This window comes from Veillonella sp. Ser01 (genome assembly GCF_053850375.1).
In genome coordinates this window covers 643,320-668,617 of the sequence record NZ_JBSPUA010000001.1, presented here as the reverse complement: position 1 = coordinate 668,617, position 25,298 = coordinate 643,320, and the positions used below count along the sequence as shown (strand labels likewise).

Genomic DNA, 25,298 nt, shown 5'->3' with positions numbered 1-25,298 from the left:
AAGACATATGAGTTTTTGTCATGTACAGCAACTAATGTATTTTATGATTTCGTAATTAATATAATCCTTTAAATATGTAGAAAATATTGTATAATAGTTATATGTAATTATGAATATAATGCTCATCATAAAAAATGATGAGCTATCCAAATATATTGTTTTGACTATAAGTATAGGAAATATTCATATATTAATAAAATTGAAAGCTGATAGTTCACATTAGTGGAAGCTAGTAGGAGGCAATACATGAGAAAAATTAAATCCGTATTGGTTGCCAACCGTGGTGAGATCGCAATCCGCGTGTTCCGTGCATGTAATGAAATGGGCATTAAAACTGTAGCCATTTACTCCAAAGAGGATACATTATCCTTGCACCGTAACCAAGCTGACGAAGCCTATCTCGTAGGGGAAGGTAAAAAACCAGTTGAAGCATATCTTGATATTGAAGATATTATCCGTATTGCAAAAGAACATGATATTGATGCTATCCACCCAGGTTATGGTTTCTTGTCTGAAAACGAAGAGTTCGCTCGTCGTTGTGCTGAAGAAGGTATCATCTTTATCGGACCTCATGTAGAACATTTAAATATGTTCGGCGATAAGGTTAATGCTCGTGCACAAGCTAAATTGGCAGATATCCCAATGATTCCAGGTTCTGATGGGGCATTGCGTGATTTTGAACAATTAGAAGAATTTGCAAATACTCATGGTTTCCCATTGATGATCAAAGCCGTAAATGGCGGTGGCGGCCGTGGTATGCGTGAGGTTCATCGTAAAGAAGATCTTCGTGATGCATATGATCGCGCTAAATCTGAAGCGAAAGCTGCCTTTGGCGATGATGATGTATATGTAGAAAAACTTATTGTTGAACCTAAACATATTGAAGTACAAATCTTAGGTGATGAACATGGTAATGTAGTTCATTTACATGAACGTGATTGCTCTGTACAACGTCGTCACCAAAAGGTTGTTGAAATGGCTCCAGCTTTTGCATTGCCATTGGAAACTCGTAAAGCCGTATGTGATGCAGCTGTAAAAATCATGAAAAATGTTGGCTACGTTAATGCGGGTACTGTAGAATTCTTGGTAACTGCTGATGGCTCCTTCTATTTCATCGAAGTTAACCCTCGTATCCAAGTAGAACATACTGTAACAGAAATGATTACAGATATTGATATCGTTCATTCTCAAATCCGTATTGCTGAAGGTTATGACTTACATAGCCCAGAAGTAGGTATTCCAGCACAAGATGAAGTTCCTTGTAAAGGTACTGCAATCCAATGTCGTATCACTACAGAAGACCCTAAAAATAACTTCATGCCTGATACAGGTAAAATCTTGGCATATCGTAGCTCCGGTGGCTTTGGTATCCGCTTAGACTCTGGTAATGCTTTCACAGGTGCTGTAGTAACACCTTACTATGATTCCTTGCTTGTAAAAGCGACTGCATTCGGTCCTAACAACGAAGAAACTATTCGTAAAATGCTTCGTTGTTTAAAAGAATTCCGTATTCGTGGCGTTAAAACTAATATTCACTTCTTGATTAACGTTCTTGAAAATCCTGAATTCCAAAGCGGTAACTACACTGTTAACTTCATTGAAGACCATCCAGAATTGTTTGAATTAAAACCAGACCGCGATCGTGGTACTAAATTATTACGTTACATTGCTGACGTAACAATCAATGGTTACTCTGGTGCAGGTCCTCAAGTGGTACCTGATTTTGAACCAATTCAAATGCCATCTGATTTAGATGTATCTCCAGCAGCTGGTACAAAACAAAAATTTGATGAATTAGGACCAGAAGGCTTCAGTAAATGGTTATCTGATCAAAAACAAGTATTCTTTACAGATACAACATGGCGTGATGCTCACCAATCCTTATTTGCTACACGTTTACGTACCATTGATATGGCACGCGTAGCTGGTCGTGCTGCAAAAGGTGTTCCTAACTTATTCTCCTTGGAATGTTGGGGCGGTGCTACATTCGACGTATCCTATCGTTTCTTACATGAAGATCCATGGGAACGCTTACGTATGTTCCGTCGCGAAGTGCCTAATACATTACTTCAAATGCTTATTCGTGGCGCTAATGCTGTAGGTTACACATCTTATCCAGATAATGTAGTTCGTCAATTTATCCAACGTGCTGCTGCTAATGGTATTGATGTATTCCGTGTATTCGATAGCTTAAATAGCCTTGATAATATGCATGTAGCTATTGATGAAGTTCGTGCACAAAACAAAATTGCTGAAGTAGCATTGTGCTATACAGGGGATATTCTTGATAGCAACCGTCCTAAATACAATTTAGACTACTATGTAAATATGGCTAAAGAGCTTGAAAAAGCGGGTGCTAATATTATTGCTATCAAAGATATGGCTGGTTTATTGAAACCTCAAGCTGCTTATAATCTTGTATCTGCTTTAAAAGATGCTGTTACTGTACCGATTCATTTGCATACACATGAAGGTTCTGGCAATGCTATCTATTCCTATGGTCGCGCTGTAGATGCTGGTGTAGACGTTATCGACTTAGCATACTCTGCATTTGCTAATGGTACATCTCAACCTAGCATGAACTCCATGTACTATGCATTGAGTGGACATGACCGTCAACCTGAAATGAACATTGATTACATGGAAGAAATGTCGCATTACTTTGGCAGCATTCGTCCTTACTACAAAGGTGTAGATAAAGCAGAAGCATATCCTAACACTGAAGTATATCAACATGAAATGCCAGGTGGTCAATATTCCAACTTGCAACAACAAGCTAAGATGGTAGGCCTTGGTGATCGTTGGGCTGATATTAAGAAAATGTACCACCAAGTAAACATGATGTTTGGTGATATCATTAAAGTAACGCCATCCTCTAAAGTTGTAGGTGATATGACCTTGTACATGGTACAAAATAATTTGACTGAAAAAGATATTTACGAAAAGGGCGATGTATTAGACTTCCCTCAATCCGTAGTTGAATTCTTTGAAGGTCGTCTTGGCACTCCGTACCAAGGATTCCCTGAAGAGTTACAAAAAATTATCTTGAAAGGTGCAAAACCAATCACAGTTCGTCCAGGTGCAGTATTGCCTCCAAAAGACTTTGAACATGTTCGCAATGAATTGAGTGAAATGGGTGCTCAAACAACTGATGAAGATATCAGTGCATACTGCTTGTACCCTAAGGTTTACCAAGATTACAATAAATTTGTAAAAGACTTTGGCGATGTATCTGTACTTGATACTCCAACATTCTTCTTCGGTATGAAACGGGGCGAAGAAATTCAAGTAACTATCGAAAAAGGTAAAACACTTATCATCAAAATGAATGGCTTATCTGAACCAGATGAAGATGGTAACCGTATCGTATTGTTCGAGTTCAATGGTCAACCTCGTGGTATTAAAGTTCATGATAAACATGCTAAGACTACTGGCGTTGTTCGTCGTAAAGCGGATGAATCTAACCCTGGTGAAATTGGTGCTACATTGTCTGGTTCCGTTGTTAAGATTCTCGTTAAAAATGGTCAATCTGTAGTTAAAGGTGAGCCATTGATCGTTACAGAAGCGATGAAGATGGAAACTACAATTACTGCTCCTATCGATGGTATCGTAGAAGAAATCCTAGTTCGTGAAGGTAGCCGCATCGAATCTGGCGACTGCTTGCTTCGCGTTGAAGATGCTCCTAAACGATAGTTAGAATAGTAGATAAAATTAAAAATATTATTTCTAAAGTATTTCATAACATAAAATGCTCTAGAATAATGGAAGAATCCCTAGGAAATCCTAGGGATTCTTTGTATTTTAAAGGCTTTCATGGTACTATATATAGTAGAGAAAATGGACGTATTATGCACTATTTTAGAGTGATTATTAAAAAAGGAGTAGTAACAGATGAGATGTCCTTATTGCCAACACACAGACACGAAGGTAACAGACTCTAGAACGACTGATGAAGGTAATAGTATTCGCCGTCGCCGCGAATGTATCAATTGTGGCCGTCGCTTTACTACCTATGAAATTATAGAAGAAGTACCACTTATGGTATTAAAGAAAAACGGACGTCGTGAATTATTTGATCGCGGTAAATTATTAAATGGTCTATTGCGCTCTTGTGATAAACGTACCGTACCAATGTCTGTGATGGAACAAGTAGTGAATGATGTAGAGCGCGATATTCGTAATGAAATCAACCAAGAGGTAACTACTGATCGTATAGGTGAACTTGTATTGCAACAATTAAAAGATATTGACCAAGTTGCATACGTTCGATTTGCCAGCGTATATCGTAAGTTTGATAATATTGACAGCTTTATGGAAGAACTGAAAGCATTAAAAAAATTAGATGCTAAAAAACCAAAACGTGGTTAATTACTAATAGTATATGTGAGGCTTTATGATAGATTTACACTGCGATACGATTATGAAATTAATAGATTATCCTAGTAATGGAGATTTGTATCGTAATACTTGGAAAATCGATATAGAAAAATTACAAAAGGCTCACAGCAAGGTGCAGGATTTTGCATTATTTATCAATCTTGGTGATACAAATGACCCTTATGGTCGTTATGAAGCGATGCGTAATTTATGTACATCACAAATTCATCACTATGGAGAGCACATTCAGCATGTGCTCTCTTATCAAGATGTAGAGTCTGTATATGAAACTGGTAAGATTGGAGCTCTCATGTCTATTGAAGAGGGCGGCGTACTAGGTGGTGACTTAGATAAACTTAAACAAGCTTATCAAGATGGGGTTCGACTTATTACGCTTACCTGGAATTATCCAAATGGACTGGGGGAGCCACATTGTGGTGAGCAGCATAAAAAATTAACACCGAAAGGCGTTGAATTTGTAGAGGCTATGCAAGATTTAGGGATAATCGTTGACTGCTCTCATCTTAATGATGCAGGTACAGAGCAATTAGGTGACATATTAGATGTACCTTTTGTAGCATCACATTCCAATGCACGCGAAGTTACTGCTCATACTAGAAACTTGCCTGATAAATTAATTCAACTCATAGCCAATAAAGGTGGAGTCATTGGACTTAATTTTGCTCAATCCTTCTTAGGAACATCACCCGTTAGTCGCATAGAAGATATCGTAAAGCATGGCTTATATCTCATTAATAAAGGCGGGGAGGATGTAGTTGCATTAGGAACCGATTTTGATGGTATTAAGCCGGATACAGAAATTAAAGACACTTCTGAAATGTATCGATTATACGATGCATTTAAAGAAGCTGGTTTATCTGTGGAACAATGTGAAAAATTATTCTGGAAAAATGCAGATAGACTGTTAAAGGAGATTTTATAATGACTGATTTAAATCCAATCATTGCAGATCGTTTTACCGAGCATTTGGAAGTCTTTGGTAAGACAATGGAGCATATGGATACCATTCAAGAGATTGCATATCGCTGTAAGGCGGCTTTAGAGAATGGCAATAAAATTTTGTTCTGTGGGAATGGTGGTTCTGCTGCTGATTCTCAACATTTAGCAGCTGAATTGATTTGTCGCTTTAAAAAGGAACGACGCTCTCTTGCAGGTATTGCATTGACTACTGATACATCTGCATTAACAGCTATTGCAAATGACTATGATTTTGAATCTGTTTTTGCACGTCAAGTAGAGGGCTTAGGCCGTACAGGTGATGTTCTCATTGGAATTTCTACATCTGGGAACTCCAAGAATGTTGTAAAAGCTGCAGAAATGGCCCGTTCTATCGGCATGCACACCATAGCTTTCACAGGTGAAGGCGGTGGAAAACTAGCTGAATTATGTGATATTACATTAGCTATTCCAAGCAATGTGACAGCTCGTATTCAAGAAATGCACATTCTAGCAGGTCATATAATGTGCGAAATCATTGAAGAAGATTATTAACCGTTACGGTCATATTTATAAATAGATACATGTTTGAAACCCTGTTTTTTAGATAACTCGTTATACATGTATATTGTGGTAAGGAATAGGTGGATTATGATAAATGCTACCATTAATCAATTTTTGACAAAACAACTACCCAATCTAAAGATTGCCGTTATAGGTGATGTGATGGTAGATCGTTATGTTTTTGGTGATGTAAGTCGTATTTCTCCGGAAGCACCGGTTCCTGTAAACCGCGTGGCAAAGATGAAAGAAGTGCTTGGTGGCGCCGGTAATGTTGCGTCAAACTTATCAAATTTAGATTGCACAGTATATCTTGGTGCTATTGCTGGTAATGATGACCATGGTCGTTTATTACAACAATTGCTAAAGGCTGATAAGATTGATACAACAGGTTTATTAACGAGTGATGATCGTTCTACCATTACTAAAATGCGTATTCTAGGCGATCGCCAACAGATGATGCGCCTTGATTTTGAAACGATTACAGATTTAACAAGTGAGGAAGAGGAAAGACTGTCTGCTTGGCTAGAAAATCTATGTAAGGCTGGTATCGATGGTATTGTTGTATCTGACTATGGCAAAGGCGTTTGTACCCCAACATTGCTTAAAAAAATCTTTAGTTTAGCTAAGGAGTATGACGTACAAACCATTGTTGATCCTAAAGGTTCAGACTGGTCTAAATATAATGGTGCAACCTGCATTACACCGAATGTAAAAGAACTAGGTGAATGTGTAGGTCATAAGTTAGCTAATGATGATGCCACCATCGTAGAGGCAGCTAAGTCAGTACTGGCTAATGTTGATTTAGAATATATTGTAGCTACACGGTCAGCAAAAGGGATTACTGTTATTGCAAAGGATGGACGCACATGGCATAATCCGGCTACACAACAAGAGGTATTCGATGTAAGTGGTGCAGGCGATACGGTTGTATCTATGATGATGACATGCCTTGCTAGCGGTCTATCTATGCGTTTGGCATTACATATCGCAAATGGTGCTGCTGGCATTGTCGTATCTAAGGTGGGCACATATCCAATCCACCGATCTGAACTATTGGATTTATGGCATTCTTATAAGCATAGTGTTCAATCTAAACCTTTATACACAAATGAAGAGATGAAGCAACTTATTGCACAATGGCAAAACAAAGGTGAAACAGTTGTGTTTACTAATGGTTGTTTTGATATTCTTCATCGCGGACATATTACGTATTTACAAGAGGCGGCTCAGTTAGGTGATCATTTAATTATTGGATTAAATTCCGATGCTTCGGTTAGACGCCTAAAAGGGGAAACGCGTCCCATCGTACGTGAAGAGGATAGAGCAGCATTATTAAGCGCATTGCGTTGTATCGATGGTGTGGTGTTATTCGAAGAGGATACACCAGCTGAAATACTAGCTTATTTACGTCCTAATACGCTTGTTAAGGGCGGCGATTATAAGATAGAAGACATTATTGGGCGTGAGTCCGTAGATCATGTAGAGGTGCTTTCATTTAAAGAAGGTTATTCTACATCAGATATTGTAGGGAAAATAGCTACTATGGCTAAGGAGGGTAAATTATGATTATCGTAACAGGCGGTGCTGGTTTTATTGGCAGTAATATTGTGAAAGCGTTAAATGACCGCGGTCGTACAGATATTCTTATTGTTGATGACCTTACAGATGGTCGTAAAATCCGAAATATTCAAAATCTAGAATTCTTAGATTATATCGATTGTGAAGATTTTGATTGTGCTATTGCTGACGGTACATTTGATGTAGGTCCTATTGAAGTAGTGTTCCATGAAGGTGCTTGTGCGGACACAATGGAATATAACGGCAAATATATGATGAAGAACAACTATGAAGGTTCTAAAAATCTATTCCACTATTGCCAAGACCGTCGTATTCCATTCATCTATGCATCTTCTGCATCTACTTATGGCAATGGTACTAATGGTTTCGTAGAAAAACCAGAAGCCGAAGAAGCCCTCAATCCATATGCGTACTCTAAATTGTTATTCGACCGTTATGTGCGTAAATATGAAGGTGAGTATACAGCGCAAGTTGTAGGCTTACGTTACTTTAATGTATATGGTCCTAATGAAGCTCATAAAGATAAAATGGCTTCCTTAGTTCGCCAAATGTTCTACAAAAATAAAGAAACTGGTATTATCAATTTATTTGAAGGTACAGATGGCTACGAAGATGGTGGTCAAACACGTGACTTTATCTATGTTAAAGACGTAGTTAATGTAAACTTCTATTTCTGGGAACACCCTGAAATTTCTGGTACTTTTAACTGTGGTACAGGTAATGCTCATAGCTTTAACCAATTTATGCAAGCTGTTATCGACTATAATGGCAAAGGCAAAATTGAATACATTCCGTTCCCAGAGGTATTAAAAGGCAAATATCAAAGCTTTACAGAGGCTGATACTACTAAATTATTGGCTGCTGGTTATGATAAAGGGTTCCATAAAATGGAAGATGCTGTTAAAGAATATTGTGAACTACTCGATAATAACGAAGGGTATTTACGTTAATGCGCAAGGTATTATTTTTAGATCGCGATGGTGTTATAAATAAAGACGTTAGCTATTTATATAAAATCAGCGATTTAGAATGGGTGGATGGAGCTAAAGAAGCACTAGCTTATGCGTATAGCAAGGGCTATGATCTCATTGTAGTGACAAATCAAAGTGGTGTAGCTAGAGGTTATTATAAGGAATCTGATGTTCAGATTTTACATGATCACATGGCTCATGAACTAGATCGCAGTGGGGCACCAATTTTACATTTTTATTATTGCCCTCACCATAAAGAAGGATCTGTGCAACTTTATGCTGTCGATTGTGAATGTAGAAAGCCAAAGCCTGGCATGATTAATCAAGCTATTAAGGATTATGATGTAGACCCTAAAAGTAGTTTCCTTATTGGCGATAGTCAGCGCGATGTTGATGCAGCAGAAGCGGCTGGTGTAAAAGGCTATCTATTTACAGGTACAAATTTGTTAGATTTTATTAAGACTATTATTTAGTCCATTATTTATTTTACGTTTACTCAAGAGTAAATCAGATTCAACGGTGTTATGAGGCTTTTTAGTTGTGGTGTTGTATTTTGGGAGGCTATATGAAAGATTACAAGAATATACTCATCATTAAGATGAGTTCTTTAGGTGATGTGATTCATGCATTGCCTACCTTGTATGCAGTGCGTAAAAATTGGCCTAATGCGCATATTACATGGGCTATTCATGAACAATTTGAGAGTCTCCTACCTGGTAAACCATGGGTAGATGATGTGATTATTATCGACAAAAAACAACTTAAAAAGCCTGCCTATTTATGGCAATTACGTAAAGATTTACATAGTCGTCACTTTGATATGACCTTAGACCTTCAATGTATTGCAAAGAGCGCCATTGTATCATTATTATCTGGTGCGCCTGAAAAATATGGCTACTGGGAGCTTCGTGAAGGCAGTAATTTAGTTAATAAAGCACTTGTTGGTGAACATAAATACGATCATGTTATCGAACGATACCTCGATACCGTACGTGCTCTTGGAGGCGATGTAGAAGGCGTAGAGTTTCCTATGCCTGCTTATGTGGAGGCGGAGAAGTCCGTTAAGCATAAGTTACAATCTCATGGTGTAGAAGATGAGTATGTAGTAGTTGTACCAGGGGCTCGTTGGATTGTTAAGGAGTGGCCTCTTCTTAATTTTGGGGAACTTTGCATTCGGTTATGTGAATCTGGTAAAAAGGTCGTTATTGCCGGTGCTCCAGATGATGCAGATAAAGGAGCTTTCATAGAAAACTATGTAAAAAATAAAAATCTCATCAACCTAGTGGGATCTACATCCATGCCAGAGCTAATTGAGTTGATTCGACACTGTGAAATTTTCATCAGTGCTGATACGGGTCCCTTGCATATTGCTAATGCTCTGAAGCGACCATTGATTGCCATGTTTGGTACTACGTCTCCTAAGCGGACGGGTCCATATGGTGGTAGTCATGTACATCTCATTATTTCACCTACATCAAAGGCTACACCTGAGCAACCTCTGGTAGATGATCCGGATTGTATGGCTCAAATCCCTGTAGATGCAGTATGGTCTGTGTATGAACAAGTACTTGGAAAGGAACTATAATGGAACTAGATTATAAGCGCATTGTGGTCACCTTTCTTATGCACTTAGGTGATGTTATTTTAACGACTCCATTCCTAGAGGTGCTACGTAAAGCTGCTCCACATAGCCATATTACGTATGTAATAGATGAAAAACTGCAACAAGTGATGCAATATAATCCAAATATTGATGAACTTATCGTTGTAGATAAAAAGGGGCGTCATAATAGTATTTCTGGGCTCAATGAGATTGCTCGTGAGATTAATGAAAAGGGTAGACCTGATATCGTTATCAATTTACATCCTAATGAACGTACTTCCTATTTAGCCTGGAAGATTCATGCGCCCATTACAACTGGTATGAGTCATTTTTTGTTTAGACCATTTATGACAAAGTATACCCGTCTAGACCGTAAAACTCGTCACGCTGCAGATATGTACATCAATGTACTAGAGCAATTAGGTGTAACCGATACTTCTAACTCTGGCTTACACATTGAAACTTGTGAAGCATGGCGCCGTGAGGCTCAAGATTTCTATGCTAGTCATGGATTAACAGATAGTGATACGCTCATCGGTTTTAATATTGGTAGTGCTGTTCCTGAGAAACGGTGGCCTGCTGAACGATTTGCCCATGTAGCCGATCATTTCGGACGTTTAGGGTATAAGACGGTATTCTTTGGGGGCCCTATGGATCTTGAAATGGTGCAACCTGTAGTAGAACAAATGGAAACGAAACCGATTGTGGCTACTGGAAAATTCCAGTTAGGACCATTAGCGGCGGCTATGAGTCGCTGTAATCTATTGATTACAAATGACTCTGGTCCTATGCATGTGGCCATTAGTCAAAAGGTGCCAATTGTGGCGCTCTATGGGCCATCAAACCCATTCTTTTATGGTCCGTACCAAGCTCATGCTATCGTTCTGGAAACGATGGACTCCTATGAGGTTGGTAAAAGCATGAAAAAGATTATTAAAGAAGGAAATTACAAAGGGTTATCTGTAATTTCTGAAGAACAGGTTATTAAAGCAGCGGAAACGTTGCTTTCAGAATCGAAATAAAAGCCTATGAATTATATAGTATTTGATTTAGAGTGGAATCAACCCTATAGCAATGACATTAGTTTTATGAAGCGCACAAAAATGCCACTAACAGGGGAAATCATTCAAATCGGAGCGGTAAAACTGAATGAAAAGATGGACATTGTAGATCATTTTACAATGTTCATCAAACCACAATACCTGACACGGATGCATAAGCATGTACGAGAGCTGACGGGAATAACCTCTAGAGAACTGAATCATGGTGTGCCCTTTAAGACGGCTATGCAATACTTTCAAAACTGGTGTGGTGATGAATATATGTTACTGTCTTGGGGTTCTGATGATATTCTTATTTTAAGAGAAAATCTTATGCTCCATAAGATGAAAGCCTTATCCTATGATCAATGGGTAGATGCACAGATGATTTATGCTTATCAGCGATATGGTACAAATCAGCAGTATTCTGTGGCACATGCTATGGAGGATCTCAATATATCAACGGAGCATTTGTCTGCTCACAACGCTTTGCATGATGCCGTATTTACGGCTCATATATGTCAGAAACTAGATATTCCACAAGGAATTTTGCATTACGACCAAATTCGCAAGGAAGGTAGTAATCCTTTCTTATATCCACCGATTTTGACATTTTTTATGTATGAAAATTTCCCTGAGAAGAAGCGTATCGTTCACGATAGACGTGTACGTTTATCCTTCTGTCCCTATTGTCAGACTCGTTTAGAAATGACTAGGCCAGAACGACTACAAGGGGACAAGCATCTCGCTATTGGGGTTTGCCCGAAACATGGCGATTTTGCAGTGCAACTTAAAGTTGGAAAATATACGATTAAGTCCGGAAGTACTAAATTCTACGTTACAAAGGTATTAACCCATTGTACGGACGAAATTCGTTCTCTATATACTCAGAAGTCCGAAATTAATCGAGAGAAAGAGCGAAAGTATTTGGAATTTCGCCGGGCGGAACTTGAAAAAGACCGCCAAAAATAATTTTATTAATTCCTGTTCACATCTATAGTTTCTTAATTATTAGCTTGTGAGCATTTAGAAAGGATAGATTATGGAACGCAAATATGCATGGCATAATTATGGCGATGCCACTATGGAAAAGGTATATGCCTTAAGTGATACATATCGTCAATTTTTAGATAATGGTAAAACAGAACGGGAATGCGTAGTGCAGGCCGTAGAATTTGCAGAAGAAAAAGGATATGTAAATTTAAAAGATATTATTAAATCCAATACACCAATCAAAGCAGGGGACAAGATTTATTACACACATATGGATAAATCCATTGCTTTATTTAATATTGGTACAGATGATATTGAATTAGGTATGAATATCTTAGGTGCTCATATCGACTCTCCTCGCATTGATGTAAAACAAAACCCTCAATACGAAGATAGTAACCTTGTATTCTGGGATACGCACTATTACGGTGGTATTAAAAAATATCATTGGGTAGCCATGCCACTTGCCATTCATGGCGTTGTGGTAAAAACAGATGGAACTCGTATCAATATTAATATTGGCGATAAAGAAAGTGATCCTGTATTCTGTATTACAGACTTGTTGCCTCATTTAGGGCAAGAACAAATGCAAAAGAATGCAGCTAAAGTAATTGAAGGGGAAGCCCTTGATTTACTCATAGGCAGTCGTCCTGTAAAGGATGAGGAAAAAGAAGGAGTTTCTAAATTCATTAATAACCTTCTTGAAAAAGAATATGGTTTTGTAGAACGTGATTTATTATCTGCAGAGCTCGAAATTGTACCAGCAGGTAAGGCTCGAGATATGGGATTTGACCGCTCTATGGTAATGGCCTATGGTCAAGATGATCGCGTATGTGCATACACATCCTTAGTGGCTATGCTTGAAGTAGATAATGTAAAACGTACGACTTGCTGCTTACTCGTCGATAAAGAGGAAATTGGTTCTGTAGGTGCTACAGGTATGCAATCTCGCTTCTTTGAAAATGCAATAGCTGAAATTCTAACACTCATGGGTAAACCAAATTCTGTTAGTGTTCGTCGTACATTAGAAAAATCTCGTATGTTATCTTCTGATGTTAGCGCTGGCTACGATCCACTTTATGCATCTGCGTATGAAAAGAAAAATGCTTCTTACCTTGGTATGGGGGTAGTATTCAATAAATTTACTGGCTCTCGTGGTAAAGCTGGCTCTAATGATGCCAATGCTGAGTACATGGGCTTCATTCGTCGTGTTATGGAATCTAACAATGTAACATACCAAACAGCTGAACTTGGTAAAGTCGACCTTGGCGGTGGTGGTACCATTGCGTATATCATGGCCTTATATGGTATGAATGTTATCGACTGTGGCGTGGCTGTGCTTAGCATGCATGCTCCTTGGGAGGTTACTTCTAAAGCCGATATTTACGAGGCAAAACAATGCTATGTGGCATTTTTAAATGCAGCTGATGAATCAATCTAAATTAATGGGGCTTTCACCAATGGTGAAAGTCCATTCTATGTGAGGTATATATGAATCAAACAGAATTAGGCGCAGCCATAGAGGCAGCGAAGGGAGAGGCAACAGAGGTTAAGACTGTAAAGGTCGATATTTTTGATATTCCTGAAACAAAGGCTGAAGAATATGTTGCTAATCGTGAAGAAGTAGCAGAAGCTGCAGCACAGGTCATGAAACCATACTGTGTAACGGTAAAGCGTGAAACTTTAGATCCTGATGAAGGGGAAGCTGTAGTTGGTTATTATGTAACGGGTGAAATCTTAATGTGTGTCATTCTCGATCCATTTGAAGTACCTGTTATGAAGGTAGCACTTGATAAGGGGACCCTTAAAGACTATATTTTAGCAGCTAATGATTTAACAGAAGACATGTTAGCATCTCTCGAAAAATAAGAGGATTTCATATCTTAATGTGTTCTATAAATGGACAAATGTAAAATACTTTAATCTGCTACATTGATGTAGTAAAGAAATTTGTTTATAATAGATGTATTATAGTCATTGCAGATAGGAAGGAAATCCCCATGAATTTAAAAAAAGGTATTGCCCTAGCGCTCACGGCGGCAGCATTGATGGCATTCACAGGCTGTGGATCAAATGGAACAACATCTAATGGTGAATATAAGGTTGGCGTAGTACAACTGGTTGAACATCCTGCACTTGATGCAGCAAACAAAGGTTTTGTTGATGCTTTAAAAGAAAAAGGCTTGGCAGATAAAATTACCTTTGACCAACAAAATGCACAAGCTGATCAATCTAATTTGAACAGTATTGCACAGCGTTTTGTATCTGATCGTAAAAACTTAATCTTAGCGATTGCAACACCTGCAGCTCAATCTATGGCGAATGCAACTCATGATATTCCAATCTTGGGTACTGCTATTACTGATTACGAAGCAGCAAAACTTGTTAAATCTAATGAAAAACCAGGTGGTAATGTATCTGGTACATCTGATATGAACCCAGTAGAACAACAAGTTGATTTAATTTTACAAGTATTGCCGAACGCAAAAACTATCGGTACTATTTATAGCTCTAGTGAAGTAAATTCTCAAATTCAAGTTGAAAAAATGAAAGCTTACGCAGCTACAAAAGGTGTTAAGGTTGAAGAGGTTACAGTTTCTAATGTAAACGATATTCAACAAGCAGCACAAAATCTTGTTTCTCAACATGTAGATGCAATTTATGTGCCAACAGATAATGTAGTAGCTTCTGCTATGAGTAATCTCGTAGCGATTACCGACCCAGCAAAAATTCCTGTATTTGGCGGTGAAGACAACCACGTAAAAGGTGGTGCTGTTATGTCCTTGTCCGTAGATTACTACAAACTTGGATACCAAACAGGTTTAATGGCAGCTAAAATTTTAACTGGTGAAGCTAAAGTTGAAGATATGCCTATTGAAATGCAAAAAGAATTTAAATTAGTTGTAAGTAAAGATAAATTACAAAAATTGGGCATCACATTACCAGAAGAATTGATGAACAAAGCAACTATGATTTAATAAACAATTGGTAAGGAGTTACATATGAACTGGAAAAAAGGTATTGCAGTAGCACTTAGTGCTATTTCTATTATGGCAATTGTGGCAGGTTGCGGTTCAAATACAGCAACTAATGAGCAAAAGAAAATTGGTGTTATTCAATTGGTAGAACATCCATCTCTTGATGCTGCGAATAAAGGTTTTGTTGATGGTCTTGCATCTAAAGGTTATAAAGATGGGGAAAACATCAAATTAGACCAACAAAATGCACAAGCTGATCAATCTAATTTGAATAGTATTGCTCAACGTTTTGTATCTGATAAAAAAGATTTAGTATTAGCCATTGCAACGCCAGCAGCACAAACAATGGCAAATGCATCTCATGATATTCCAATCATGGGTACTGCTATTACAGATTACGTAACAGCAAAACTTGTTCAATCTAATGAACATCCAGGTGGTAATGTTTCTGGTACATCTGATATGACACCTGTAGAAAAAGAGGTTGATCTTATTATTGCGTTAGTACCAAATGTAAAACGTATTGGTGCTATTTACACATCCTCTGAAATCAACTCCCAACTTCAAGTTGAAAAAATGAAAGCTTATGCTGCCACAAAAGGTATTACCGTTGTAGAAGCTACTGTATCTAATGTAAACGATATCCAACAAGCGGCTACAAATCTTGTAAATCAAGATGTACAAGCCATTTATACACCAACTGATAATGTGTTGGCATCTGCTATGGCTAACTTAGCACAAATTACAGATGCAGCTAAAATTCCTGTATTTGCTGCCGATGAAGGTATGACAATGACTGGTGGTGTAGCAACATATTCTGTTGACTACTATAAATTAGGCTATCAAACTGGTTTAATGGCGGCAAAAGTACTTTCTGGTGAAGCTAAAATCTCTGATTTAGCCATTGAAACACAAAAAGATATTAAGTTAACTGTGAATGAAGAACGTGCTAAAAAATTAGGTATTACAATTCCTGAAGCACTTCGTAAAGATATGAAATAATAGAGGAGATTTTGATGTTAGATTTAGTGGTAGGCACCATAACAACTGGCCTTTTATGGTCTTTGTTAGCGGTTGGTGTATTTATCACCTTCCGTGTATTAGATGTAGCTGACTTAACTGTAGAAGGTACGTTTCCAATGGGGGCGGCCATTTCTGCAATTTTAATTACTAGTGGTATGAACCCAATCTTATCTATCTTGATTGCCGGCATTGGCGGTATGGCCGCAGGTGCCGTAACAGGTTGGATTCATACAAAATTAAAGATTCCTGCATTACTCGCTGGTATCTTAACAATGATTGCTTTATACTCCATTAATCTTCATATTATGGGGAAAGCTAACGTATCCTTGCTTCGTATGGATACAATTTATACAATTATTGGTAGCGTACTTCACACACCAAATATGTGGTCTGCAGCTATCGTAGGTGTGATTGTAGCTGTTGTCGTATGCTTATTTTTATTCTGGTTCTTCGGTACTGAAATTGGTACAGCATTACGTGCAACAGGTGTTAACCCACAAATGATTCGTGCTCAAGGCGTAAACACTGACAATATGATCGTTCTTGGTCTTTTGATTTCCAATGGTTTTGTTGGTATGTCTGGAGCTTTAATAGGTCAATTCCAAGGCTTTGCCGACGTAGGTATGGGTATTGGTACCATCGTAATTGGTTTGGCTTCTGTAATTATCGGTGAGGTAGTATTTGGTACAAAATCCTTCGTACGTAGCCTTATCGCTGTAGTACTTGGTTCTATCGTATATCGTATCGTTATTGCCGCTGTACTCTACATGGGTATGCCACCAAACGACTTGAAATTATTTACTGCTATTCTTGTTGCCATCGCGCTTTCCTTGCCTACATTGAAAGCAAAATGGTTGGCTCGCTAAGGAGGACACTATGTTAGAAGTAAAAAATATGGTAAAAACCTTCTTTAAGGGTACAATCAATGAAAAAACTGCTCTTCAAGGTATTGATCTTCGTTTAGAAGAAGGCGATTTCTGTACTGTAATCGGTGGTAATGGTGCTGGTAAAAGTACGTTGCTAAACTCCATCGCTGGTGTATTCCCGGTAGATGAAGGTTCTATTACAATCAATGATATTGATGTCACTAAAATGCCGGAATACAAACGTGCTAAATACATTGGCCGTGTATTCCAAGACCCTATGGTTGGTACGGCAGGTAACATGCAAATTGAGGAAAATTTGATCCTTGCTATGCGCCGTGGTAAAAACTTAGGTTTAAAATGGGCTTTCAAAGATAGCGAACAAGCATTCTTCAAAGAACGCCTTGCACTATTAGGTTTAGGCCTTGAAGACCGCTTATCTGCTCGTATGGGCTTGTTATCTGGTGGTCAACGCCAATCCATTACATTGTTGATGGCTACTATGCTTCGTCCTGAACTTTTATTACTTGACGAACATACAGCGGCTCTTGACCCTAAGACGGCAGAAAATGTTTTGCAATTGACTGATAAACTAGTTGCTGAACATAACTTAACGACTCTTATGATTACCCACAACATGCGTGATGCATTGCGCTTTGGTAATCGCCTTATCATGATGGATGCTGGCCGCATTATCTATGATGTAAAAGGGGAAGAAAAGAAAAAATTAACAGTTGCTGATTTATTACAAAAATTTGAAGTAGCTGGGGAAAATGCGTTGAGCGACCGTATGGTGCTTGGTGCAAAATAATAGAAGAGGGCATAAGCCCTCTTTTGTTTATTTACTGTATTTATTCTTTACAAGATAAGGTAGATACTGTATACTAAATAAGGTCGTAAGACATATCGTAAGCGAAGTATTCGAATCTCCAACGGTTACTTAAGCTTATCGAGATTATTTATTTTTTTAGGAGGTAACATTAATGTTAACTACAGAAGCTAAATTAGCAGTAATTAAAGAATACGCTACTCATGAAGGTGACACTGGTTCTCCAGAAGTACAAGTTGCGATTTTAACAAGCCGCATCCAATACTTAACAGATCACTTGAAAGAACACAAAAAAGACCATCATTCCCGTCGTGGTTTGTTGAAATTAGTTGGTCAACGCCGTAACATGCTTGACTACCTTCGTCGTAAAGATATCGAACGTTACCGTTCCCTTATCGAACGTCTTGGTCTTCGTAAATAATAAAATTAGCCGTCCTATTGGACGGCTTTTTTTGTGCTATTTGCTATAATAATTCGCTTATTTTTTTCTGATGATATATAATAAGAAGGTATACATATAAGAAGATTTTTAGGAGGAATAGGAATGGAACAATTCCAAATGGACCTAGCTGGTCGTACGCTTACGATCGAGACTGGGGAACTTGCAAAACAAGCTGGCGGTGCTGTAATGGTTGGTTACGGTGATACACGTGTACTCGTTACCGCTACAGGTTCTAAAGAGGCGAAGGATATCGATTTCTTCCCACTTACAGTAGACTATGAAGAAAAAATGTACGCTGTTGGTCGTTTACCAGGTGGCTTCATTAAACGTGAAGCGCGTCCACCTGAATCTGCGATTTTGAATAGCCGTTTGATTGACCGTCCTATTCGTCCATTATTTGATAAAGGAGTACGTAATGAAGTACACGTAGTGGCAACTGTTATGTCCGTTGACCAAGATTGTGATCCTGCAATCTGTGGTATGATTGGCGCTTCTGCTGCATTATCTATTTCTGATATTCCTTGGAATGGTCCTATTGCAGGCGTTCGCATGGGGCGTATCAACGGTGAATTTGTTGTAAACCCAACAAAAGAACAATTAGAAGCAACAGATCTTAACATTGTTGTAGCTGGTACAAAAGATGCTATCCTCATGGTTGAAGGTGGTGCTCAAGAGGTTCCAGAAGAAACTATTCTTGAAGTCATCATGGCAGCTCATGAAGAAATCAAAAAAATCGTAGCTTTCCAAGAAGATATGAAAGCTAAAGTGGGCAAGGAAAAACGCGTATTTGAAAGTAAAGACGTGCCAGCTGAAATCGCTGATGCAGTTCGTGCGTATGGTCATGATAAACTTGATGCAGCAGTACGTTGTGCTGATAAACAACAACGTGATGCGCAAGAAAGTGAAGTGCGTGCAGATGTATTAGCTCACTTTGAAGAAATCTATCCAGATAACTTAGCTGATGTAAATAAAGCATTTGATGCTATGACAAAAGAAATCGTTCGTCATATGATTACTGTTGAAAAAATCCGTCCAGACGGTCGTAAGCTTGATGAAGTACGTCCTATCTCTTGCCGTACAGGTGTATTACCTCGTACACATGGTTCTGGCTTATTTACACGTGGTCAAACACAAGTATTGAACGTTGCTACTGTAGCACCATTATCTGAAACTCAAACAATTGATGGCATTGGTTTAGAAACAGAAAAACGTTATATTCACCACTATAATTTCCCATCCTTCTCCGTAGGTGAAACTCGTTCCTCTCGCGGTCCTGGTCGTCGTGAAATTGGTCATGGTGCGTTGGCTGAACGTGCATTGGTACCTGTAATCCCTAGCGAAGAAGAATTCCCATATGCATTGCGCTTAGTATCTGAAGTGTTGGAATCTAACGGTTCTAGCTCCATGGCATCCGTATGTGGTTCCACATTATCCTTGATGGATGCTGGTGTACCTATTAAAGCTCCTGTAGCTGGTATCGCTATGGGTCTCGTAACGCAAGGTGAACACTATACAATCTTAACTGATATCCAAGGTATGGAAGATGCTCTTGGCGACATGGACTTTAAAGTGGCTGGTACAGCAAAAGGTGTAACAGCAATTCAAATGGATATCAAAATTTCCGGCTTATCCCGTGAAATCCTTCATGAAGCATTAGAACAAGCTCATAAAGGCCGTATGCATATCATGGGTATCATGCTTGATACAATTGCTGAACCACGTCAACAAATGTCTCAATACGCTCCACGTATTATTACAATGAAAATTGATCCAGATAAGATTCGTGATGTAATTGGTTCTGGCGGTAAAGTAATTCGTGGTATCATTGACGAAACAGGTGCAAAAATCGACATTGAAGATGATGGCACAGTATTCATCGCTTCTGTAGATCAAGATGGTGCTGCTAAAGCACAACAAATCATTGAAAATCTTACTAAAGAGGTTGAAGTAGGTGAAGTATACCTTGGTAAAGTAACTCGTTTGATGGCATTTGGTGCTTTTGTAGAAGTATTACCAGGTAAAGAAGGTCTTGTACACATTTCCAAACTTGCGAAAGAACGCGTTGAAAATGTAGAAGACGTAGTAAATGTAGGGGATGAGATTATGGTAAAAGTTATCGAAATCGATAAACAAGGCCGTATCAACTTGTCCCGTAAAGATTGTTTAAAATAAGAGGTGTTACATGGATATTCGTGGCTTTGAAGTAGTTTCTGCTTTTGAAGAACAAGATATCAATTTACCGACACGCAAAACAACAGAAAGCGCAGGCTATGATATTGAATGCGCTGAAGCTGTTACATTAGAACCAGGTCAAGTAGTATTAGTGCCTACAGGTATCAAAGCTTTCATGGCATACGATGAATACCTTGCCATTCACATTCGTTCTAGCATGGCCATTAAACGACATCTAGCACTTGTGAATAGCACAGGTATCATCGACAGTGATTACTATAATAATGAGGAAAACGAAGGTCATATTATGATCGCGTTACTCAATTACGGTAAAGAAACCGTTTCTCTTGAAAAAGGCGAACGCGTGGCCCAAGGTATTTTCTCTAAATACCTTATCACCAACGATGACGATGCTACAGGCATTCGCACAGGTGGTATTGGTAGCACTGGGACTATGTAAACTATGGGGAGATAATTTATGAAAAGAAAAGAGTTGCATTTGTTATCCTTATGCAATGATAACTGTGCTGTATTAGAATTAAATTCGATTTATAATAAATATGGTGTTGAGATTATTAAAATGGGACCCACAATGATTACTGAAGCTTTAGAAGATTCAGATCCTGATGAATTTAATGTATATGAAATGTAGGTTATTTAAGTGTAGGTTAGTTAAAATTAGTAAATATGTATTAAAAATACTCTTAATTGTATGGGGAAAAATTCCTTTTCTAGCATATACTAATAATGATTTTTTTTGGTTTGGAGATGTAACATCAAAAAAGTATTTAACTTTTATTAATATTACATTAGGTATATATCGAATTGAAGTTAAATTTACTAAAAAAAATTGTTTTAATATTTTCTCATTAGAGAAACATTATAGTTATCAGATAAATTCTGAGTTAGAAGCAAATTTAAGAGAAAATTTATTAAGACATTATAATACATTATCAAAAGCCGAATTTAACATAGAAAAAGAAGCTCTTCTTAGTAAATATAAGATTAATTTAGGTCGACAATCTATTAGTTACCAAAAAATTAATTTTTTAATAACATTATCAATAGGATTTATAACCCTAGCTATAACTAAACTTGACTTTTTTTTAATATTTTTTGATGCCTTTGAACAAATCTCATTTCTAACTGTAATTCTAGTAGCTTTTATTTATAGCTTTACTAACCTATTGTTTATATTCTATCAAGCTACAAAAACTAGAAGCTTTGGAACAATGAAATTTTCAGATTTAAAAAGTTCTACTAATAAAGAGTTTGAGCTTTTTTGGCATGTTTATTATGACTGGCAGCAAGTTAAAAGAAAAGCTGATTATTTTGCTAGTTTTTTAGAATATGGTATTAAATGGCTTATTATAACTTTAGTTATTTTATTTTTTATCTTTCTATTGATATCTAAAAAGGTCTCATAGTATGTATATATTGATAATTACAAGTTCTTATGATCAAACGAGTACTCATATAATTAATAAGTACTTTAACGAAACGAATTTTTTTCGATTAAATATTGATAAGATAAGCAACTATATTATTAACATTGATGGAGCAGGATGGACTATTATTGACGAAAATAATAATAAGCTACATAATAATGAAATTAAATCTATTTATTATAGAAAGCCAGTATTTCCTAATTTAGAAAACTATAAGCCTATTTATCATTCATTAATAAAAAAAGATATATTAACCCTAATTAAAGGATTAATTGAAACTTTTCCTAGGACTGTTTTAACAAAGCCTAGTATTTTAGAGATTAGTGAGAATAAAGTTAATCAATTAATTTATGCAAGTCACTATGATATAAAAACACCAAAATCATATATTGGAAATTCGTTATCTGAATATAAAAAGTTTTGTAAGTTTAAAAGTATTATTAAACCCTTATCTAAAGCTAAAATTACAAACGATAATTCTATCGAGGTATTTCATACAAATTACTTACGTAAATGTGATGTTGATATTTCTCTAACACCTATTTATTTACAAGAATATATTGAAAAATTATTTGAAGTTAGAATAATCTGTATTAATGATGAAATATATAGTGTCAAAATTCAGTGTAAAAATAAATTAGATTGGAGACGAGACTATATAAATCATGAATATGAAATTATTGACTGCCCTGATAATATTAAAAGTTTCTGTCATAATATGTTAAAACATTATAGTTTAAAATTCGGTGCTTTTGATTTTATTGTTAATAAGCAGGGTTCTTGGATTTTTTTAGAACTAAATCCAAATGGACAATGGTTATGGTTAGAGTTATCTTTACAATTAGATATTTCTAATCAAATTTATAAATTATTAAATACATGATATATTAATCGTTTTGACTTATATTGTTGTACTGTTTATATGAAATTTCAAAGATCATAAATTATTATGTTAAAAAAACTTTCTTTTAATTTAAATTTAATTCGTTTAGTATTATAGTAATTAATATAATCCTTAAAATAATAATTAAGTACCTATAAGTAGTGTAACTTTCTTAATATAATGATTCTAATTTTATATTCAAAATGAGTTTTAATCACGCTATTATCCAATTATTTTTGATGATACTTTGGAGGATAGCGTTTTTTCTTTGTTATATTATGTATTTGTGTTGTTAGCTTTTATTTAACGGAATTATATAGTTTCATTAGGTACTTTTATCTTAAGTCTTTATATAAGAAATATGATACAAATATTAATACTATGATTTAGATATTTTAGAAGATACGATTCAATACTTATAACTTCTTTTGAGAGTATGTAGATAACTATTTTTAAATATTATTTAAAAGTAAAATTGTTTGCTTAGTTGACATTTTGAAATAGAATGATAAAATTAATTCATCTTTAATTCATAAATTGGTTTGGATTGGTGTTTATTTATTATTGAAAAAGGGGATTTAAATGGGAAAAACTTTTGAATTATGTAATGAAACGATTTCATTTAATGACGATATTATTGATATTATTGACATACGAAGAGAATTCTATGAATTATCACTTCAAATTGAGGGTGAGTTTAAGGAGAAATATCATCAATTTGGAAATTTAAAAAATGCATTTGAAAATACAAGGCAGTTAGGATATAACTTTATTTCAGTAGCCGTTGATAAAGCTATAATGATTGCTATTAGATATAATGTATATAGTATTAATAGAGATACATTTGTGTCATATGATAAGCGTAATATTAACTTTATTCAAGATTGGTCAAATATTATGAGTAATTTTGAAAATTTATATTTAACTTTAGAAGAGGAATGTTTATCTGATGCTGAAAGACGTGAATTTCGTAAGGAGGCACGTGGTAGAATTGTTGGTGGTGGTTTTGGTATATCTGGTGCTACTCAAGGCATATTGACTGCTGGAGCAGTTAATGCAGCTACTGGCATTGCTCATAGTTTATTTAATAGTATAGGGAATACTATTAGTAAAAATAATATGCGCAATGAGGCTGAAAAACTATATAATGATAATAGAATTTTAGAATCATTGGTTTTAAAATTAAATGAAATTATAAATTATATTGGAACAATTTTGTGGGAGTCAATTCTTAAATTTGATTATAATAATGGCAGATCTATTTTAGAGTCTGAACATATATATAAAAATATTTTAGATGGTATATTGCCTACAGAGCAAATCAAAGTTGTTCTTCCTGATCTGATTTATGATTTGTGGCCATTTAAACCAGAAGTTTTATTAAATTATAAATCATATAACCTAGATGAGTCTGATAATATTAGTATCAGAGAGATTTCTGAATTTCTAGATATTAACTTTATTGGAAGCAAAGCTAATCAATATATGAATAAATTTAAAATTCCTGGAGCTTATGGTGATAATGTATTAGGAATGCTAAAAGGTGACTTATTTGATAAATATATTATTTCATATGTTGTAGATGAAGAAGAACGTAAAATATTAATTAATGAATTATTAGATTCTGGTTTTCAACGAGCAAATGTGTCCAATTTTTTATATGAATTATGTGATGAAGAAATTTATGAACCTTCCAAGGAATGCTTAGAGTGGTTATCATGGATAATATCTGATGATGAAGCTTATGCTGATTTAACTGACGATGAAAAAAGATTAATAGCACTAAGCTTATTAAGTGGTAGGTTGTCAGATTTAAACTATTATAAAATCTTAGAAATTGCTTATTACACTGAGCCTAAATTATATAATTTATTAGTTGAGGAAAATCTTTTTGATAAAAAATCTGATTTTTGTTGTCATAATAATGAATTAGTTTTTGACATCAGAAACTCAAATGTGTGTATTAATATTTATGAAGCTATAAATGAATTTAAAAAGTTTTCTGTCAAACGAAGGTATTCGTTTGACTCAGACTTCCTAGATGAAAATGATTTAGATAGTGAAGGCGAAGAAACTGAATTACGTAATATAATAGATGAATTATCTAAGATTACATCTAATTTAGAAAATGGATCAAGTGAAAATATAGATTACGATATTGTGCATATGGGGATTCACTGGTCAATTGATGATAGAGAGAGAAATGCAAACTTTTGGTTAGAAAAAGCTGCAGAACTTGGAAATGCTAAAGCAATTGATATTATTAATAATAAGAAGAAAACTATAGAAAATCATGATGTTAAAAGTCATAATGATGAAAATGAACAATTTACTAATGAATACTATAAAGAGGAGTTAGTGAAAGTAACTAAAAAAACGGCAAAAAGTCTATTAGGTTTTACAATTGATAAACTAGAACAGTTAAAAAAATCATTATAGAATTAGTTCATATAATAGTTTTAAACTTTATTATAGGTGACAATTTATTGTAAGGTAAATTGTCACCTTATTATATTTATCATTTATGTATTTATTTGCTAACTTGTTTACTTTATCTTGTGTTATGATAATAGATAT

23 protein-coding genes are annotated in these 25,298 nt (G+C 36.0%); all 23 read left to right on the top strand.

The window, feature by feature from the left end; all coding sequences use genetic code 11:
- The first annotated feature begins 246 nt into the window (after positions 1-246).
- The 23 genes from ACWTVK_RS03170 (at position 247) to ACWTVK_RS03060 (ending at position 25,160) form a co-directional block, all read left to right on the top strand.
- A complete protein-coding gene (locus ACWTVK_RS03170) occupies positions 247-3,693 on the top strand; it encodes a pyruvate carboxylase (protein WP_456045902.1) in 3,447 nt (1,148 codons plus the stop codon).
- A 198-nt stretch (positions 3,694-3,891) separates the two neighbouring features.
- Positions 3,892-4,368 (top strand): transcriptional regulator NrdR, encoded by a 477-nt coding sequence (gene nrdR, locus ACWTVK_RS03165; protein WP_119209008.1) that lies wholly within the window; start codon positions 3,892-3,894, stop codon positions 4,366-4,368.
- Between the two features lie 25 nt (positions 4,369-4,393).
- Positions 4,394-5,320, top strand: coding sequence for a dipeptidase (locus ACWTVK_RS03160; RefSeq protein ID WP_456045901.1), 927 nt, complete (start codon positions 4,394-4,396; stop codon positions 5,318-5,320).
- Positions 5,320-5,889 (top strand): D-sedoheptulose 7-phosphate isomerase, encoded by a 570-nt coding sequence (gene gmhA, locus ACWTVK_RS03155; RefSeq protein ID WP_060924703.1) that lies wholly within the window; start codon positions 5,320-5,322, stop codon positions 5,887-5,889. Before ACWTVK_RS03160 ends, gmhA begins: the two co-directional genes overlap by 1 nt.
- Positions 5,890-5,985: 96 nt before the next feature.
- A complete protein-coding gene (rfaE1, locus tag ACWTVK_RS03150; RefSeq protein WP_456045900.1) occupies positions 5,986-7,464 on the top strand; it encodes a D-glycero-beta-D-manno-heptose-7-phosphate kinase in 1,479 nt (492 codons plus the stop codon).
- Positions 7,461-8,426 (top strand): ADP-glyceromanno-heptose 6-epimerase, encoded by a 966-nt coding sequence (gene rfaD, locus ACWTVK_RS03145; RefSeq protein WP_105085490.1) that lies wholly within the window; start codon positions 7,461-7,463, stop codon positions 8,424-8,426. The genes rfaE1 and rfaD overlap by 4 nt, the downstream gene beginning before the upstream one ends.
- Positions 8,426-8,920, top strand: a complete 495-nt coding sequence (locus tag ACWTVK_RS03140; RefSeq protein WP_060924701.1) for a D-glycero-alpha-D-manno-heptose-1,7-bisphosphate 7-phosphatase — start codon at positions 8,426-8,428, stop codon at positions 8,918-8,920. Before rfaD ends, ACWTVK_RS03140 begins: the two co-directional genes overlap by 1 nt.
- A 92-nt stretch (positions 8,921-9,012) precedes the next feature.
- The gene (locus ACWTVK_RS03135; protein WP_456045899.1) at positions 9,013-10,032 is read left to right on the top strand and encodes a glycosyltransferase family 9 protein; all 1,020 of its coding nucleotides are present in this window, start codon (positions 9,013-9,015) and stop codon (positions 10,030-10,032) included.
- A complete protein-coding gene (locus tag ACWTVK_RS03130; protein WP_456045898.1) occupies positions 10,032-11,072 on the top strand; it encodes a glycosyltransferase family 9 protein in 1,041 nt (346 codons plus the stop codon). Before ACWTVK_RS03135 ends, ACWTVK_RS03130 begins: the two co-directional genes overlap by 1 nt.
- A gap of 6 nt (positions 11,073-11,078) precedes the next feature.
- Positions 11,079-12,062 carry an exonuclease domain-containing protein gene (locus tag ACWTVK_RS03125; protein ID WP_456045897.1) on the top strand — a complete coding sequence of 328 codons (984 nt, stop codon included), beginning with the start codon at positions 11,079-11,081 and terminating at the stop codon, positions 12,060-12,062.
- Between the two features lie 70 nt (positions 12,063-12,132).
- Complete coding sequence (locus ACWTVK_RS03120) at positions 12,133-13,524, top strand: aminopeptidase (RefSeq protein ID WP_456045896.1); 1,392 nt, start codon at positions 12,133-12,135, stop codon at positions 13,522-13,524.
- 50 nt (positions 13,525-13,574) lie between these two features.
- Complete coding sequence (locus tag ACWTVK_RS03115) at positions 13,575-13,952, top strand: hypothetical protein (protein WP_456045895.1); 378 nt, start codon at positions 13,575-13,577, stop codon at positions 13,950-13,952.
- A gap of 131 nt (positions 13,953-14,083) precedes the next feature.
- On the top strand, positions 14,084-15,061 hold the full coding sequence (locus ACWTVK_RS03110) for an ABC transporter substrate-binding protein (RefSeq protein ID WP_119209000.1): 978 nt from the start codon (positions 14,084-14,086) through the stop codon (positions 15,059-15,061).
- Positions 15,062-15,085: 24 nt separating this feature from the next.
- Positions 15,086-16,063: an ABC transporter substrate-binding protein gene (locus tag ACWTVK_RS03105; protein WP_287533620.1), complete on the top strand. Its 978-nt coding sequence runs from the start codon at positions 15,086-15,088 to the stop codon at positions 16,061-16,063.
- 14 nt (positions 16,064-16,077) lie between these two features.
- The gene (locus tag ACWTVK_RS03100; protein ID WP_105094266.1) at positions 16,078-16,950 is read left to right on the top strand and encodes an ABC transporter permease; all 873 of its coding nucleotides are present in this window, start codon (positions 16,078-16,080) and stop codon (positions 16,948-16,950) included.
- A 10-nt stretch (positions 16,951-16,960) separates the two neighbouring features.
- The gene (locus tag ACWTVK_RS03095; protein WP_024066235.1) at positions 16,961-17,758 is read left to right on the top strand and encodes an ABC transporter ATP-binding protein; all 798 of its coding nucleotides are present in this window, start codon (positions 16,961-16,963) and stop codon (positions 17,756-17,758) included.
- A gap of 172 nt (positions 17,759-17,930) precedes the next feature.
- Complete coding sequence (rpsO, locus tag ACWTVK_RS03090; protein WP_005386879.1) at positions 17,931-18,197, top strand: 30S ribosomal protein S15; 267 nt, start codon at positions 17,931-17,933, stop codon at positions 18,195-18,197.
- 123 nt (positions 18,198-18,320) lie between these two features.
- The gene (locus tag ACWTVK_RS03085) at positions 18,321-20,390 is read left to right on the top strand and encodes a polyribonucleotide nucleotidyltransferase (RefSeq protein WP_316596118.1); all 2,070 of its coding nucleotides are present in this window, start codon (positions 18,321-18,323) and stop codon (positions 20,388-20,390) included.
- Between the two features lie 10 nt (positions 20,391-20,400).
- On the top strand, positions 20,401-20,850 hold the full coding sequence (gene dut, locus ACWTVK_RS03080) for a dUTP diphosphatase (RefSeq protein WP_054747232.1): 450 nt from the start codon (positions 20,401-20,403) through the stop codon (positions 20,848-20,850).
- Between the two features lie 18 nt (positions 20,851-20,868).
- Complete coding sequence (locus ACWTVK_RS03075; protein ID WP_456045894.1) at positions 20,869-21,042, top strand: hypothetical protein; 174 nt, start codon at positions 20,869-20,871, stop codon at positions 21,040-21,042.
- On the top strand, positions 21,017-21,817 hold the full coding sequence (locus ACWTVK_RS03070; RefSeq protein WP_456045893.1) for a hypothetical protein: 801 nt from the start codon (positions 21,017-21,019) through the stop codon (positions 21,815-21,817). Before ACWTVK_RS03075 ends, ACWTVK_RS03070 begins: the two co-directional genes overlap by 26 nt.
- Before the next feature lies 1 nt (position 21,818).
- Positions 21,819-22,721, top strand: coding sequence for a hypothetical protein (locus ACWTVK_RS03065; protein ID WP_456045892.1), 903 nt, complete (start codon positions 21,819-21,821; stop codon positions 22,719-22,721).
- A gap of 582 nt (positions 22,722-23,303) precedes the next feature.
- Positions 23,304-25,160: a hypothetical protein gene (locus tag ACWTVK_RS03060; protein ID WP_456045891.1), complete on the top strand. Its 1,857-nt coding sequence runs from the start codon at positions 23,304-23,306 to the stop codon at positions 25,158-25,160.
- The last annotated feature ends 138 nt before the right edge of the window (positions 25,161-25,298 follow it).

Excerpts from the sequence above, each read along its gene's own strand:
- ACWTVK_RS03085 (WP_316596118.1), top strand. The coding sequence starts at position 18,321 with ATGGAACAATTCCAAATGGACCTAGCTGGTCGTACGCTTACGATCGAG.
- ACWTVK_RS03075 (WP_456045894.1), top strand. The coding sequence starts at position 20,869 with ATGAAAAGAAAAGAGTTGCATTTGTTATCCTTATGCAATGATAACTGT.
- ACWTVK_RS03110 (WP_119209000.1), top strand. The coding sequence starts at position 14,084 with ATGAATTTAAAAAAAGGTATTGCCCTAGCGCTCACGGCGGCAGCATTG.
- ACWTVK_RS03115 (WP_456045895.1), top strand. The coding sequence starts at position 13,575 with ATGAATCAAACAGAATTAGGCGCAGCCATAGAGGCAGCGAAGGGAGAG.
- ACWTVK_RS03130 (WP_456045898.1), top strand. The coding sequence starts at position 10,032 with ATGGAACTAGATTATAAGCGCATTGTGGTCACCTTTCTTATGCACTTA.
- gmhA (WP_060924703.1), top strand. The coding sequence starts at position 5,320 with ATGACTGATTTAAATCCAATCATTGCAGATCGTTTTACCGAGCATTTG.
- ACWTVK_RS03160 (WP_456045901.1), top strand. The coding sequence starts at position 4,394 with ATGATAGATTTACACTGCGATACGATTATGAAATTAATAGATTATCCT.
- ACWTVK_RS03135 (WP_456045899.1), top strand. The coding sequence starts at position 9,013 with ATGAAAGATTACAAGAATATACTCATCATTAAGATGAGTTCTTTAGGT.
- rfaD (WP_105085490.1), top strand. The coding sequence starts at position 7,461 with ATGATTATCGTAACAGGCGGTGCTGGTTTTATTGGCAGTAATATTGTG.
- ACWTVK_RS03095 (WP_024066235.1), top strand. The coding sequence starts at position 16,961 with ATGTTAGAAGTAAAAAATATGGTAAAAACCTTCTTTAAGGGTACAATC.
- ACWTVK_RS03070 (WP_456045893.1), top strand. The coding sequence starts at position 21,017 with ATGAATTTAATGTATATGAAATGTAGGTTATTTAAGTGTAGGTTAGTT.
- dut (WP_054747232.1), top strand. The coding sequence starts at position 20,401 with ATGGATATTCGTGGCTTTGAAGTAGTTTCTGCTTTTGAAGAACAAGAT.
- ACWTVK_RS03060 (WP_456045891.1), top strand. The coding sequence starts at position 23,304 with ATGGGAAAAACTTTTGAATTATGTAATGAAACGATTTCATTTAATGAC.
- nrdR (WP_119209008.1), top strand. The coding sequence starts at position 3,892 with ATGAGATGTCCTTATTGCCAACACACAGACACGAAGGTAACAGACTCT.
- ACWTVK_RS03170 (WP_456045902.1), top strand. The coding sequence starts at position 247 with ATGAGAAAAATTAAATCCGTATTGGTTGCCAACCGTGGTGAGATCGCA.
- rpsO (WP_005386879.1), top strand. The coding sequence starts at position 17,931 with ATGTTAACTACAGAAGCTAAATTAGCAGTAATTAAAGAATACGCTACT.
- ACWTVK_RS03120 (WP_456045896.1), top strand. The coding sequence starts at position 12,133 with ATGGAACGCAAATATGCATGGCATAATTATGGCGATGCCACTATGGAA.
- rfaE1 (WP_456045900.1), top strand. The coding sequence starts at position 5,986 with ATGATAAATGCTACCATTAATCAATTTTTGACAAAACAACTACCCAAT.
- ACWTVK_RS03125 (WP_456045897.1), top strand. The coding sequence starts at position 11,079 with ATGAATTATATAGTATTTGATTTAGAGTGGAATCAACCCTATAGCAAT.
- ACWTVK_RS03065 (WP_456045892.1), top strand. The coding sequence starts at position 21,819 with ATGTATATATTGATAATTACAAGTTCTTATGATCAAACGAGTACTCAT.
- ACWTVK_RS03105 (WP_287533620.1), top strand. The coding sequence starts at position 15,086 with ATGAACTGGAAAAAAGGTATTGCAGTAGCACTTAGTGCTATTTCTATT.
- ACWTVK_RS03100 (WP_105094266.1), top strand. The coding sequence starts at position 16,078 with ATGTTAGATTTAGTGGTAGGCACCATAACAACTGGCCTTTTATGGTCT.
- ACWTVK_RS03140 (WP_060924701.1), top strand. The coding sequence starts at position 8,426 with ATGCGCAAGGTATTATTTTTAGATCGCGATGGTGTTATAAATAAAGAC.